The following is a 12,636-nucleotide window of genomic DNA, read 5'->3' on the forward strand; positions in this document are numbered from 1 at the left end:
TGGCCACCCAAAGGACCAGATTGCACGCAAGCCGCAATCACCGGTGAGACAAGGCTGACCCATGTGCAGCGTCCGATATAAGCTCGGGCGGCGCCGCCTTTCCCTTTCCCCGCAAGGTGGGTTTTCAACCCACTATCCTCACGAGAAATAGACATCCGCCGCAGCAATCACCTGCGCGCCTTTCGGCGTGCGCAGGATCAGGTTGCCTGCTTCGTCGATGCTCTCGAACGTGCCGGTGATTTCCTCGCGCGACGTGCGTGCAGTGATCACCTCGCCCAGCCGCGCGGCGCGTTTCAGCCAATCCTCGCGAATTCTGGCAAAGCCCAGTTCCGCAAAAATCGCCTCCTCGGTGGCGAAGTTCGCCGCCAGTTCTTCCAGGAATTCCTCGGGGCTGACCGCCTCGCCGTGCTCTGCCAGTGCGGTCGGTGGGAAGGCTGCGTCCTGCACGCCATCCGGCACCGCCGCCAGATTGACGCCGATGCCAACCGCCAGCCAGTCCACGCCCTGCGCGGACCCCATGCTTTCCAAAAGAATGCCCGCGACCTTGCCGCCAGACAGCAGCACGTCATTGGGCCATTTCACCGCCAGCTTGGTGCGATCCACATGCAGCGCCAGCGTCTCGAACAACGCATTCGCCGCCATGAACGAGCGCAACGCCGCGTCCGCAGGGCCACCCAACGGACGCATCAACAATGTTACGGCCAGATTGCCTTCGGGGTTTTGCCAAGCGCGCCCCTGCCGCCCGCGGGCGGCGGTCTGGCGACGGGCCATAATCCATGTCGGATGTTTCAGTTCCGGCGCAAGCCGCGCCGCTTCGGCCATAGTGCTGCCGACCTCATCAAGGATGATGCGGTCGACACCTTCGGGCCACAGATCAGTTGACAAGCGCACCTGCGGCGGCCATCGCCAGCCCCTCGATGCCGAACAGGTTGATCACACCCAGCACCATCACAGCGGCCGAGCCGACCAGCAGCAGCCAGTTGACCATCGGCATGGAGCCGTTCAATGCGTCGCGCTCTTCGCCGAAATACATGTAGTAGATGATGCGCAGGTAGTAGAACGCACCGATCACCGACGCGATCACACCGGCCACGGCCAGCCACGCCATGTTGGCGTCCACGGCGGCTTTCAGCACATAAAACTTGCCGAAGAAGCCCACCAGCGGTGGAATACCGGCCAGCGAGAACATCAACACCAGCATCGCCAGCGCCCGCAGCGGCTCCTTCTTGGAATAGTTCTGCAACGCGTCGATATCGGTTACCGGTTGGCCGTCCTTCTCCATCGAGAGAATGAAGGCAAAGGTGCCGATATTCATCGTCACATAGATCGCCATATAGATCAGCATCGCCTGCACACCTTCGGCAGTGCCAGCGGCCAAGCCCATCAGTGCGAAGCCCATATGGGCAATCGACGAATAGGCCATCAGGCGTTTGATGTCGCGCTGGCCTATGGCCGCGATTGCGCCAAGGAACATGGACACCACCGACAGGAACGCCACGATCTGGCTCCAGTCCGCCACGGCCCCGCCAAACGCGTCATGCACGACGCGGGCAAACAGGCCCATGGCCGCCACTTTCGGTGCGGTCGCAAAGAACGCGGTGATCGGCGTGGGGGAGCCTTCGTAGACGTCCGGCGTCCACATATGAAACGGTGCTGCGGAGACCTTGAAGGCCAAACCGGACACAACGAAGACCAGACCAAACAGCAGGCCAAGTGAGATATCGCCCGCATTCACGGTCGAGAAGATACCTGTGAACAACGTGGTGCCCGCATAGCCATAAACCAGCGAGGAGCCATAGAGCAGCATGCCCGACGACAAGGCCCCCAACACAAAGTATTTCAGGCCAGCTTCGGTGGATTTCACCGAGTCGCGGCGCAGGGAGGCCACGACATACAAGGCCAGCGATTGCAGCTCCAGCCCCATATACAGCGCCATCAGATCGCCTGCCGAGACCATCATCATCATGCCGACAACCGACAAGGCCACAAGGATCGGATACTCGAACCGCAGCAACCCTTGGCGGGTCATGAAGTCCTGGCTCAGCAGCAGAATTGCCGCGGCGGATAGCAGGATCGTCACCTTGGCAAAGCGCGAGAACCCGTCATCGACGAAGGCCCCGCCGAAGGCCGCGTTCGTGCCCTCCCCGTTGACCCCGATCCATGCGGCAAGCAGCACAAACACAAGGCTGGTGGCCCACAGGATCACCGGTGCGGATTTGTCCTTGGTCGTGTAGACCCCGCCCATCAGCGCCAGCATGGCGAAGACCGCCAGTAGAACTTCGGGCAGAACGTTATTCAGGTCAGCTTGGATCATCTTATCCGTCCTTAGTGTCCGGCCACAGCCGTGGTCACGCCGCTATCAAGCAACGCGGTATCATAATTGGAGACCAGCGCTTCCACGCTTGGCCCGATCAGGTCCAGCACCAGCGCGGGGTAGACGCCCAGCAGGATGGTCATAAAGACCAATGGCGCAAAGATCGCACGCTCTCGGGTGGTCATGTCGGTGATCGATTTCAGGCTTTCCTTGATCAGGTCGCCCATGACCACGCGGCGGTAAAGCCACAGCCCGTAAGCCGCCGACAAGATCACACCCGTCGTCGCGAACATGGCAACCCATGTGTTCACTTGGAACACGCCCATCAGCGTCAGGAATTCCCCGACAAAGCCGGACGTACCCGGCAAGCCGACATTGGCCATGGTGAAGAACATGAAGATCAGCGCATAGGCCGGCATGCGGTTCACAAGCCCGCCATAGGCGTCGATCTCGCGAGTGTGCATGCGGTCGTAGATCACGCCGACACACAGGAACAGCGCGCCCGAGATAAACCCGTGGGAAATCATCTGGAAGATCGCCCCGTCCACGCCTTGCTGGTTGGCCGCAAAGATACCCATGGTCACGTAGCCCATGTGGGCAACAGACGAGTAAGCGATCAGCTTTTTCATATCCGACTGCGCCAGTGCCACCAGCGAGGTGTAGATAATCGCAATCGCCGACAGCCACAGCACATAGATGCCCAGCACCTCTGCCCCGACAGGGAACATCGGCAGCGAGAAGCGCAGGAAGCCGTAACCGCCCATTTTCAAAAGGATCGCCGCCAGCACGACCGAGCCTGCGGTCGGTGCCTGAACGTGCGCGTCAGGCAGCCATGTATGCACAGGCCACATCGGCATCTTCACCGCGAAACTGGCAAAGAACGCAAGGAACATCAGGGTCTGCAAGCCGCCCACGACGGTCACGCCCGCAACGCTGAACGTCTCGGACGCGAAGGTGTGGGTCAACAATGTCGGAATGTCGGTGGTGCCTGCGTCCATATACATGGCGATCATGGCGACCAGCATCAGCACCGAGCCGAGCAGCGTATAGAGGAAGAACTTGAACGACGCATAGATGCGGTTCACCCCGCCCCAGATGCCGATAATCAGGAACATCGGGATCAGGCCCGCCTCGAAGAACAGGTAGAACAAGATCAGATCCAGCGCGCAGAACACGCCAAGCATCAGCGTTTCCAACAACAGGAAGGCGATCATATAGTCCTTCACCCGCGATTTCACATCCCAGCAGCTGGCGATCACAATCGGCATCAGGAACGTGGTCAACAACACGAAGGTGACGGAAATCCCGTCCACGCCCATCTTGTATTGCAGGCCCATCAGCCAGTCGCGCTCTTCCACGAACTGGAAGCCGGTGTTGGAGGCGTCGAAGCCGGTATAGACGAAGATCGACAGCAGGAACGTCACGCTGGTGGCGATCAAGGCCAGCCATTTGGCGTTGCGCTGTGACGCTTCATCGTCGCCACGCAGGAACAGCGCGAGGATCAGCGCCGCGACAAGCGGCATGAAGGTGATAACGGAAAGCAGGTTGTCCATTATTCGGCCCCCCCGATGCTCGGGCCGCCGATGGCGAACCATGTGATAATCAGCACCACGCCGATGACCATGGCGAAGGCGTAGTGGAACATGAAGCCGGACTGCGCGCGACCTGCCAGACGTGTCAGGAACGGCACAGCGCCCATGGCGACCCCGTTGATAGAGCCGTCGATGATCTTGCCGTCGCCACGGGTCCACAGGAAGTTGCCAAGCCATTTGGCAGGGCGGATGAAGATCACGTCATACAGCTCGTCAAAATACCACTTGTTCAGCAGGAACTGGTACAGATGTGGCTGGTTCGCTGCCAGACGTCCCGGCAGGCTCGGGCTTTTGATGTAGAACAACCAGGACGTGAAGAAGCCGATCAGCATCGCAATGAACGGAGCCACCTTGACCCAAGCGGGCGCATGGTGGGCGTTGTCCATCGTGTGGTTGTCAGGGGCCATGTAGATCGCACCCTGCCCCGGCAGCGCGGCTTCGCCTTCGCCACCCTCAACGTGGCCTTCCGCCGCTTCTTCGGTGCCAGCGGCGACCGCCGCCATGCTCAGCACGTCAGGGTCCACAAGCGCATGTTGCTCGCCTTGGGTAATGCCAAAGAACTTCTCGACGTCGTGGTGATCGCCGAAGAACGGCTTGAAGAAAACCATGCCTGAGAAGATCGCACCAACAGCCAGAACACCCAGCGGGATCAGCATGGTTTTCGGGCTTTCATGGGCATGCTCATGGGTGTGCTTGTCGCCGCGCTCGGTGCCGTAGAAGGTCATGAACATCAGACGCCACGAATAGAACGAGGTGAACACAGCCGCGATGACCAGCAGCCAGAAGGCATAGCCGGAGCCACCGCCCCAAGCGCTCTCGATGATCGCGTCCTTGGACAGGAAGCCCGCGAAACCAATGTGCGTTAACGGAATGCCGACACCGGTAATGGCCAGCGTGCCGATCATCATCGCCGCAAACGTATACGGAATTTTCTTACGCAGGTTGCCGTAGTTGCGCATGTCCTGCTCGTGGTGCATCGCGTGGATGACGGAGCCTGCGCCAAGGAACAACATCGCCTTGAAGAACGCGTGGGTCAGCAGGTGGAACATCGCGACCGAGTAGACGCCGACGCCTGCGGCCACAAACATATAGCCCAGTTGCGAGCAAGTCGAATAGGCAATCACGCGTTTGATGTCGTTTTGCACAAGGCCCACGGTCGCGGCGAAGAACGCGGTCGAGGCACCGATGATCACGATGAAGGTCTTGGCCTCTGGTGCGAACTCGATCAGCGGCGACATGCGGCAGACGAGGAACACACCAGCGGTAACCATGGTCGCCGCGTGGATCAGGGCCGACACAGGTGTCGGGCCTTCCATCGCGTCGGGCAACCACGTGTGCAGGAACAGTTGTGCCGATTTGCCCATGGCCCCGATGAACAGCAGGAAGGCCAGCAGGTTGGCGGCGTTCCAATCGGTCCACAAGAAGTGCAACTGTGTCTCGGCCAGAGTCGGGGCGGCCTCGAAAATGTCGGACAGGTTGATGCTGTCGGTCAGGAAAAACAGACCGAAGATACCAAGCGCGAAGCCGAAGTCACCCACACGGTTGACCACAAACGCCTTGATCGCGGCGGCATTGGCCGACGGTTTTTTGTAGTAGAAGCCGATCAACAGATAGGATGCGACGCCTACACCTTCCCAGCCAAAGAACATCTGGACCAAATTGTCCGAGGTCACCAGCATCAGCATCGTAAAGGTAAAGAACGACAAGTAGGCAAAGAAGCGCGGCTTGTAGCTGACGCCTTCGCCGAAGTTCTCGTCATGGGCCATGTAGCCGAAGGAATACAGGTGCACGAGGCTGGACACCGTGGTCACCACGATCAGCATGATCGCCGTCAAACGGTCCATGCGGATGGCCCAAGACGTGTCCAATGTGCCGGATTGGATCCAGCGCATGATTTCAATGGTTTCTGTCGTCCCGTCAAAGGTCAGGAAGACGATCCAGCTGAGCAAAGCCGACAGGAACAAAAGCCCCGTTGCAATGATGCAGCCCGCTTGCTCGCCGATGAACTTCCAGCCGAAGCCGCAGATCAAGGCGCCGATCAGGGGACCAAAGAGGATGATGGTTTCCATAGTGACTTAGCCCTTCATCACGTTGACGTCTTCCACGGCGATGGAGCCGCGGGTACGGAAGAAGCAGACCAGAATGGCCAGCCCGATCGCCGCCTCAGCCGCCGCGACCGTCAGCACGAACAAGGTAAACACCTGCCCTGCGAGGTCGCCGAGGTAGCTGGAGAAGGCCACGAAGTTGATATTCACCGCGAGCAACATCAGCTCGATCGACATCAGAATGATGATGACGTTCTTGCGGTTCACAAAGATGCCGAAAATGCCGATGACGAAAAGGGCCGCCGCAACTGTGAGGTAGTGTTCAAGTCCGATCATTTTGCATCTTTCTTGTAGGGTGTCTTGGACCCGACAGTGTCGGGAAAGTAAGTCTGGCACGCGCAGCTTTCGCGCTTGGAGGTAAAGCGTTTCGTGGGAACGCCCTGATCGCGTAGCAGCGCCTGCAAGTCGCCCATTGTGTAAGGGGTCTCGGAGGCCAATGCATCATACACGGTGGCTGAGATTTCGCTGGCGTCCCTTGGGCCGGTCGACGTCAAAGAATGTGGTTGCGACTTGCTCCGCAAAACTCTGCCGCTGGGACAATGCTCAAGATAGAAATACGTGCGATCCGCTTTGTCGTAGGTCGTATAGGAAACGAACTGATTGGACCAATTGCCCGTTGATGCTATTTCGCGACCTTCCGCCATGTCCCCGCTATACGCGCAAGGCGGCGGTGGGGGCGTCAGGCCAAAGGCCTGCCCTGCACACAGCGCGACAAGAGCGCTGGACAAAGTGATATGACGCGCTGCGTGCATCCGGCCTACAACCCCTGCCCCGGTTTCACGTCTTTCAGCTCCATCTGCTCCGCTGGATCGCGGTAGATTTGGCTTAGGACGTTCTGGCGTTTGATGTCCGGACGGTGGCGCAAAGTCAGCACGATGGCGCCGATCATGGCGACCAGCAGGATCAGGCCCGCCGCTTGGAACAGGTAGATGTATTTGGTGTAGATCAGCTGGCCCAAGGCCGCCGTATTGTGGGTCTCTTCCAGTGCGGGGGCCACGGCGTCACGCAACGCAGTTGCATTTTCCGCGCCTGTCCATGTGCCGAAGACCAGCGCCAGTTCCATCAACAAAATAACGCCGATCAGCCCTGCGAGTGGTACGAATTTTGCCAACTCGCCACGTAACTCCGCGAAGTTCACGTCCAGCATCATCACCACGAACAGGAACAACACGGCGACCGCGCCGACATAGACGATGATCATCAGCATTGCGACGAATTCCGCGCCCAGCAGCACGAACAAGCCGGCCGAGGACAGGAACGCGAGGATCAGCCACAACACCGAGTGCACGGGGTTGCGCGACACCACGACGAACAGGCCGGCGGTCACGACCGTGATGGCAAACAGGTAGAATGCGAAATCAGCGAAACCCATCAGTCTTTTCCTTCTCCGTCCAGCACCTCTGTCGCCAGCTCCATCGCTTTCGACATGGCCGGAACGCCGCCAAACATCGCTGCTTGGGCGATGGTTTCGGCAATCTCTTGTTTCGTCGCACCCGCCTCAACAAGGTGGCGCACGGTGATCCTGATCTGGCTTTCAGCCTGTGCGCCCTGAATGGTCAGCCCTGTGAGGGTCAGCAACAGTCGCGTCTTGGCGTCGAGACCTTCAGGGTTCATCCCCTTGCCCATGAACTGCTCCATGATCTCGGCAGACATGGTGGGCATCATGTTTTCAAAGCCCTTCGGCGTGAACGCCTCCAGCGCAGGGTTCATGTTCTTGGCCATATCCTGGCCCATCTTCATCATGGCCTCGAAGGGGTTGTTGGGGTCAGACATTGGCTTCTCCATCTTCGGGGTACATGGTGATTTCGAACGTGCCATCACCGGTTATTTCGATCCGTTCGCCAGGATTGCGATCCTTGGCAGCGGCGACCGAGCTTTGAACCTTGGACGTGATCTCCAGAAACTCGGAGCGCGTCGCAAGCTCGCCTGTCATGGTGCCATAAAACGGGCTGGAATCGTCCATGATCACGGCGAGCGCTTTCGCCGCCAGATCAACCACGCCATCGGTGTCGCGCAGATCTTCGGCAAACGGCGTGACGGCGCGCATCAGCTTTTCGTCAAGAACGGACTGCATCTCGCCATGGCTGACGGCGATCGCATCCGCAGCGACAACAGCGGTGATCACCTGTCCTTCATACATGTCCCGTGTGACGCCTTCGGAGACGATCACGCCGTTGCTCTCCGACAGGACAGCATCAAGCGTGCCGATGGCAAACTCGGCGCCCATGTCTTCGATCATGTCGACCAAGTCGTCCAGAATGCCCGGATCAAAAGGATATGTGGCATGGACGCTCATCTGTACGGTGCATCCATTTCTAGGTTGTGGGCAATCGCGGCCTCCCAACGGTCACCGTTCGCCAGCAGCTTGTCCTTGTCGTAGAAAAGCTCTTCGCGGGTCTCGGTGGCGAACTCGAAATTCGGGCCCTCAACAATGGCATCTACAGGACAGGCTTCTTGGCAAAACCCGCAATAGATGCATTTCGTCATGTCGATGTCGTAGCGGGTGGTGCGGCGGGAGCCGTCATCGCGCGGCTCCGCGTCGATCGTGATGGCTTGCGCGGGGCATACGGCCTCGCACAGTTTACACGCGATGCAACGCTCTTCCCCGTTGGGGTAGCGGCGCAAGGCATGCTCCCCACGAAAACGTGGGGACAAAGGCCCCTTCTCGTGCGGGTAGTTCAAGGTCGCCTTTGGCGCGAAGAAATACTTCAGGCCCAGCTGCATGCCTTTGAACATGTCCATCAGCAGGAAGTACTTGGCCTTGCGTGCGAATGAAGTTGCCATTGGGTTAACCTCCTACTGCCCAGCGGGCATAGGCCCCGCCGAAAGCACCGTATTGCGCAAAAAATGCCACCAGAACGACCCAGCCCAGCGACAGCGGCAGGAACACTTTCCAACCGATGCGCATCAACTGGTCGTAGCGGTAGCGCGGCACGATGGCCTTCACCATGGCGAACATAAAGAAGAAGAACGCCATTTTGCCGACCATCCACAACGGGCCATCCGGCAGGAACGGGATCGGGGACAGCCAGCCGCCGAAGAACAGCAGCGAGATCAGCGCGCACATCAGGAAGATGGCGATATACTCACCGGCCATGAACAGCAGGAACGGGGTCGAGGAGTATTCGACCTGATAGCCTGCAACCAGTTCCGATTCCGCTTCGGGAAGGTCGAAAGGCGGGCGGTTGGTTTCAGCCAAGGCGCTGATAAAGAACAAGAATACCATCGGGAAATGCGGCAGCCAGTACCAGCTGAAGAAGCCGTAATCGCCGTCTTGCGCGCGGACAATGTCACCGAAGTTCAGCGAACCGGTCGACAGCACCACACCGATGATAATAAGGCCGATGGACACCTCATAGGAAATCATCTGCGCCGCAGAGCGCAAGCAGCCAAGGAACGGGTATTTGGAGTTGGACGCCCAGCCCCCCATGATCACGCCGTAGACCTCAAGCGAGCCGATGGCGAAGATATACAGGATGGCGACGTTCAGATCGGCCAGAACCCATGTGTCGTTGAACGGGATTACCGCCCACGAGATGATCGCCAGCACGAAAGCCAGCATCGGGGCCAGCATGAACACGAACTTGTCGGCCCCTGCGGGAATGACGATCTCTTTGACCACATATTTCAGCGCGTCGGCCACAGATTGCAGCAGCCCGAAGACCCCGACCACGTTCGGGCCACGCCGCATTTGCACGGCGGCCCAGATTTTCCGGTCGCCATAAACCAAAAACAGCAGCGAGATCATCACGAAGGCGATCATTGCCAGGCATTGGGCAACGATGATCAGGGTGATCCCCAGTCCAGATGAAAGAAATTCAGCCATGGTCCCTCAAACTGTTGGTATGCCGGTTTCGGCACATTCTGCGACGGCCACTTCGGCGTCGATTGTTTGCAATCCGTCGGGTAGTGCAGCCGAGATGGTGTAAACCGCATCTCCGGCCCAAAGGCCACCCTCTTCCTGTACGTTTGTGCGCACATGTCGCGCAAATCCGAAGCCGCGGATCAGTGCGTACTGCGCCGCGGCGCATTTTCCGTAATCCGCCACATCGGCTTTGGTCCGCGCGCCCCTCATCCGCACCAGAAAGCTGACGAGGTCATCGTCAAGCCGTCTGGTCTCGATGCCAAGGTAATCCGGCGCAAAATACTCCTGCGTCGGGTCCTCGGTCGGGGTGCAGGCCGCTAGCATGGCTGCCCCCAGAAAGGATATGCGCGTGCGCATGTCATGTTACTCCGCTGCCATCGGGGCGCTGGCCCGCGCCTTGGCATTTGCCGACAGCTCGGCCATCAATTCAGACGCACGGGCGATCGGGTTGGTCAGGTAGAAATCGGTCAGGGCGTGGCGGAAGTCGGCCTTGCCCATCTTTTTGGCTTTCAGCGGCGTCCATGCGTTCTCCGGCACGATGTCGACACCCGCCAGATGCGGAACCTCGGCGACCAGCGCCTGACGCAGTTGCGCCAGCGTGTCGTAAGGCAATGTCGCGCCCAATTCGGCGGACAGCGCGCGCAGGATGGCCCAGTTGTCTTTCGCCTCACCCGGAGCAAAGCCCGCACGCAGCGCCAGTTGCGGCCGCCCTTCGGTGTTCACGAACAGCGCCTGTTCTTCAGTATAGGCAGCCCCCGGCAGGATGATGTCGGCACGATGCGCGCCGCGATCCCCGTGGGAGCCTTGGTAGATCACGAACGGACCCGCCTCGATATCGATCTCGTCGGCGCCAAGATTATAGATCACCTCCGCGTCCTTGATCCCGTCCATGCCAGCGTCATTCGTACAGCCCACATCCATTGCGCCTACACGGCCAGCGGCGGTGTGCAGCACCATGAATTTGGAGTTGGTTTTTTCCGCCAGCTCCATCGCGGCAGCCAGAACGGCAGCGCCATCGGCCTCGCCCAAGGCACCCATGCCGATGATGATAACGGACGGCTCGTCCAGAACCTTATCGAACTTGTGGCTCAGCAAGCCTTCCAGCGCCGCGCGGTCGGTGCCGATATGCGCATATTCATACGTCAGATCAACAGCTTGCCCGACCAAACCTACATTTGCACCAAGGGTCCATGCCTTGCGGATACGCGCATTCAGAACGGGCGCTTCCACGGCGGGGTTGGTGCCGATCAGCTGGATATGCTTGGCGGTGTCGAGGTCTTCGATACGCGCGGTGCCAACATAGCCGGAGCGGTTGCCCGCAGGCAGCTTCGCGCCATCGGTGCGGCATTCCACGACGCCGCCTTGGCCTTCGATCATCTGCTTCAGGGCAAACGCGGCTTCTACAGGAGCCAGATCGCCCACCAGACCAGCCAGCTTCTTGCCTTTCATCGCCTTCGCAGCAGCTTCCAACGCCTCACCCCAGCCTGCTTTGCGCAGCTTGCCGTTCTCACGGATGTAAGGCGTGTCCAGCCGCTGGCGGCGCAGGCCGTCCCACACGAAACGCGTCTTGTCGGAAATCCATTCCTCGTTCACGCCGTCATGGTTGCGCGGCAAAAAGCGCATGACTTCGCGGCCTTTGGTGTCCACGCGGATGCTGGAGCCAAGGGCGTCCATCACGTCGATGCTTTCCGTTTTGGATAGCTCCCACGGGCGTGCCGTGAAAGCGTAAGGCTTCGAGACCAAAGCCCCAACAGGGCACAAGTCGATGATGTTACCTTGCAGGTTGGAGTTCAGCGTTTGGCCCAGATAAGACGTAATCTCCGCATCCTCACCGCGACCAGTCTGGCCCATTTGCGTGATGCCCGCGACCTCGGAGGTGAAGCGCACGCAGCGGGTGCAGGAAATGCAGCGGGTCATATGGGTCTCGACCAGCGGGCCAAGGTCCAGATCATCCGTCGCGCGTTTCGGCTCGCGGTAGCGGGAGAAGTCGACGCCATACGCCATGGCTTGGTCTTGCAGATCGCATTCACCGCCTTGGTCGCAAATCGGGCAATCCAGCGGGTGGTTGATCAGCAGGAATTCCATCACCCCTTCGCGGGCCTTCTTGACCATGGGCGAGTTGGTTTTCACCACGGGCGGCTGGCCTTCCGGACCGGGGCGCAAGTCGCGCACCTGCATCGCACAAGATGCGGCAGGCTTCGGCGGGCCACCAACCACTTCGACCAGACACATGCGGCAGTTGCCCGCAATCGTCAGGCGCTCGTGATAGCAGAACCGAGGCACTTCGACGCCCGCTTGCTCACACGCTTGGATCAGGGTCATCGCCCCGTCACACTCGACCTCTTTACCGTCGATGATTACTTTTTTTAGGTCAGACATACGCCGTACCCTTTCGTTTTTCGTACAAGACAGGATGAACCGTCGAATTGTTATGAAGTGGAATCACAGGCAGGACCCCGCCCCCGCAGCGTCGATCATCCGAGCTGCCGAAAGTCCCGCAGTCAAAATGATCGTATGAACGAAGGGCCATGCGAATTCTTGAAGCTTGTCCCTGAAAAACAGTGCGCTGATCACCGTTGCTATCGCTAGCCCTATTATTGCGATCCGATACAATATGAAAAACGCCATAAAGGGCGGAAACAGCAACCACAAATGAGCGCAAGCCAGAAAATTGCCATTGTCCCAATCCGTCCAATAGACGGCTACTATCAGGCACCAAACAAGTGCGTGAGAAACGGCGGCTGTCAATTTCCATCTCAT

The 12,636-nt window shown here is 59.2% G+C and carries 14 protein-coding genes; all 14 read right to left on the reverse strand.

All coding sequences use genetic code 11. From position 1 onward, the window contains the following. Positions 1–138 precede the first annotated feature (138 nt). The 14 genes from BCF46_RS02455 to BCF46_RS19685 are packed head-to-tail and all read right to left on the reverse strand — an operon-like array spanning position 139 to position 12,631. Positions 139–885: a biotin--[acetyl-CoA-carboxylase] ligase gene (locus tag BCF46_RS02455; protein ID WP_121022249.1), complete on the reverse strand. Its 747-nt coding sequence runs from the start codon at positions 883–885 to the stop codon at positions 139–141. Further along, positions 875–2,314, reverse strand: coding sequence for an NADH-quinone oxidoreductase subunit NuoN (gene nuoN, locus BCF46_RS02460; RefSeq protein ID WP_121021371.1), 1,440 nt, complete (start codon positions 2,312–2,314; stop codon positions 875–877). The genes BCF46_RS02455 and nuoN overlap by 11 nt, the downstream gene beginning before the upstream one ends. Positions 2,315–2,325: 11 nt before the next feature. Continuing rightward, entirely contained in the window at positions 2,326–3,867 is a 1,542-nt protein-coding gene (locus tag BCF46_RS02465; RefSeq protein ID WP_121021373.1) for an NADH-quinone oxidoreductase subunit M, read from the reverse strand. Then, complete coding sequence (gene nuoL / locus BCF46_RS02470) at positions 3,867–5,975, reverse strand: NADH-quinone oxidoreductase subunit L (protein ID WP_121021375.1); 2,109 nt, start codon at positions 5,973–5,975, stop codon at positions 3,867–3,869. The genes BCF46_RS02465 and nuoL overlap by 1 nt, the downstream gene beginning before the upstream one ends. A 6-nt stretch (positions 5,976–5,981) precedes the next feature. After that, positions 5,982–6,287 carry an NADH-quinone oxidoreductase subunit NuoK gene (gene nuoK, locus BCF46_RS02475; protein WP_073139920.1) on the reverse strand — a complete coding sequence of 102 codons (306 nt, stop codon included), beginning with the start codon at positions 6,285–6,287 and terminating at the stop codon, positions 5,982–5,984. Then, positions 6,284–6,739 (reverse strand): hypothetical protein, encoded by a 456-nt coding sequence (locus BCF46_RS02480; protein ID WP_170157840.1) that lies wholly within the window; start codon positions 6,737–6,739, stop codon positions 6,284–6,286. The genes nuoK and BCF46_RS02480 overlap by 4 nt, the downstream gene beginning before the upstream one ends. Positions 6,740–6,768: 29 nt before the next feature. Continuing rightward, the gene (locus tag BCF46_RS02485) at positions 6,769–7,383 is read right to left on the reverse strand and encodes an NADH-quinone oxidoreductase subunit J (RefSeq protein WP_121021379.1); all 615 of its coding nucleotides are present in this window, start codon (positions 7,381–7,383) and stop codon (positions 6,769–6,771) included. Continuing rightward, a complete protein-coding gene (locus tag BCF46_RS02490) occupies positions 7,383–7,784 on the reverse strand; it encodes a carboxymuconolactone decarboxylase family protein (protein ID WP_121021381.1) in 402 nt (133 codons plus the stop codon). The genes BCF46_RS02485 and BCF46_RS02490 overlap by 1 nt, the downstream gene beginning before the upstream one ends. Continuing rightward, positions 7,777–8,307, reverse strand: a complete 531-nt coding sequence (locus tag BCF46_RS02495; protein WP_121021383.1) for a hypothetical protein — start codon at positions 8,305–8,307, stop codon at positions 7,777–7,779. The genes BCF46_RS02490 and BCF46_RS02495 overlap by 8 nt, the downstream gene beginning before the upstream one ends. Then, complete coding sequence (gene nuoI, locus BCF46_RS02500; protein WP_121021385.1) at positions 8,304–8,795, reverse strand: NADH-quinone oxidoreductase subunit NuoI; 492 nt, start codon at positions 8,793–8,795, stop codon at positions 8,304–8,306. The genes BCF46_RS02495 and nuoI overlap by 4 nt, the downstream gene beginning before the upstream one ends. Before the next feature lie 4 nt (positions 8,796–8,799). Next, entirely contained in the window at positions 8,800–9,837 is a 1,038-nt protein-coding gene (gene nuoH, locus BCF46_RS02505; protein ID WP_121021387.1) for an NADH-quinone oxidoreductase subunit NuoH, read from the reverse strand. Between the two features lie 6 nt (positions 9,838–9,843). Further along, positions 9,844–10,233, reverse strand: coding sequence for a hypothetical protein (locus BCF46_RS02510; RefSeq protein ID WP_121021389.1), 390 nt, complete (start codon positions 10,231–10,233; stop codon positions 9,844–9,846). Positions 10,234–10,239: 6 nt separating this feature from the next. Continuing rightward, positions 10,240–12,255 (reverse strand): NADH-quinone oxidoreductase subunit NuoG, encoded by a 2,016-nt coding sequence (nuoG, locus tag BCF46_RS02515; protein WP_121021391.1) that lies wholly within the window; start codon positions 12,253–12,255, stop codon positions 10,240–10,242. After that, positions 12,248–12,631: a hypothetical protein gene (locus BCF46_RS19685; RefSeq protein WP_170157841.1), complete on the reverse strand. Its 384-nt coding sequence runs from the start codon at positions 12,629–12,631 to the stop codon at positions 12,248–12,250. Before BCF46_RS19685 ends, nuoG begins: the two co-directional genes overlap by 8 nt. Positions 12,632–12,636 lie beyond the last annotated feature (5 nt).

The organism is Litoreibacter meonggei, assembly GCF_003663885.1.
GTDB classification, from domain to species: domain Bacteria; phylum Pseudomonadota; class Alphaproteobacteria; order Rhodobacterales; family Rhodobacteraceae; genus Litoreibacter; species Litoreibacter meonggei.

What these genes read in the sequence shown, in the direction of transcription:
- nuoN (WP_121021371.1), bottom strand. Translation starts at nt 2,314, where the DNA reads ATGATCCAAGCTGACCTGAATAACGTTCTGCCCGAAGTTCTACTGGCG.
- BCF46_RS02465 (WP_121021373.1), bottom strand. Translation starts at nt 3,867, where the DNA reads ATGGACAACCTGCTTTCCGTTATCACCTTCATGCCGCTTGTCGCGGCG.
- nuoL (WP_121021375.1), bottom strand. Translation starts at nt 5,975, where the DNA reads ATGGAAACCATCATCCTCTTTGGTCCCCTGATCGGCGCCTTGATCTGC.
- nuoK (WP_073139920.1), bottom strand. Translation starts at nt 6,287, where the DNA reads ATGATCGGACTTGAACACTACCTCACAGTTGCGGCGGCCCTTTTCGTC.
- BCF46_RS02485 (WP_121021379.1), bottom strand. Translation starts at nt 7,383, where the DNA reads ATGGGTTTCGCTGATTTCGCATTCTACCTGTTTGCCATCACGGTCGTG.
- BCF46_RS02490 (WP_121021381.1), bottom strand. Translation starts at nt 7,784, where the DNA reads ATGTCTGACCCCAACAACCCCTTCGAGGCCATGATGAAGATGGGCCAG.
- BCF46_RS02495 (WP_121021383.1), bottom strand. Translation starts at nt 8,307, where the DNA reads ATGAGCGTCCATGCCACATATCCTTTTGATCCGGGCATTCTGGACGAC.
- nuoI (WP_121021385.1), bottom strand. Translation starts at nt 8,795, where the DNA reads ATGGCAACTTCATTCGCACGCAAGGCCAAGTACTTCCTGCTGATGGAC.
- nuoH (WP_121021387.1), bottom strand. Translation starts at nt 9,837, where the DNA reads ATGGCTGAATTTCTTTCATCTGGACTGGGGATCACCCTGATCATCGTT.
- BCF46_RS02510 (WP_121021389.1), bottom strand. Translation starts at nt 10,233, where the DNA reads ATGCGCACGCGCATATCCTTTCTGGGGGCAGCCATGCTAGCGGCCTGC.
- nuoG (WP_121021391.1), bottom strand. Translation starts at nt 12,255, where the DNA reads ATGTCTGACCTAAAAAAAGTAATCATCGACGGTAAAGAGGTCGAGTGT.
- BCF46_RS19685 (WP_170157841.1), bottom strand. Translation starts at nt 12,631, where the DNA reads ATGGAAATTGACAGCCGCCGTTTCTCACGCACTTGTTTGGTGCCTGAT.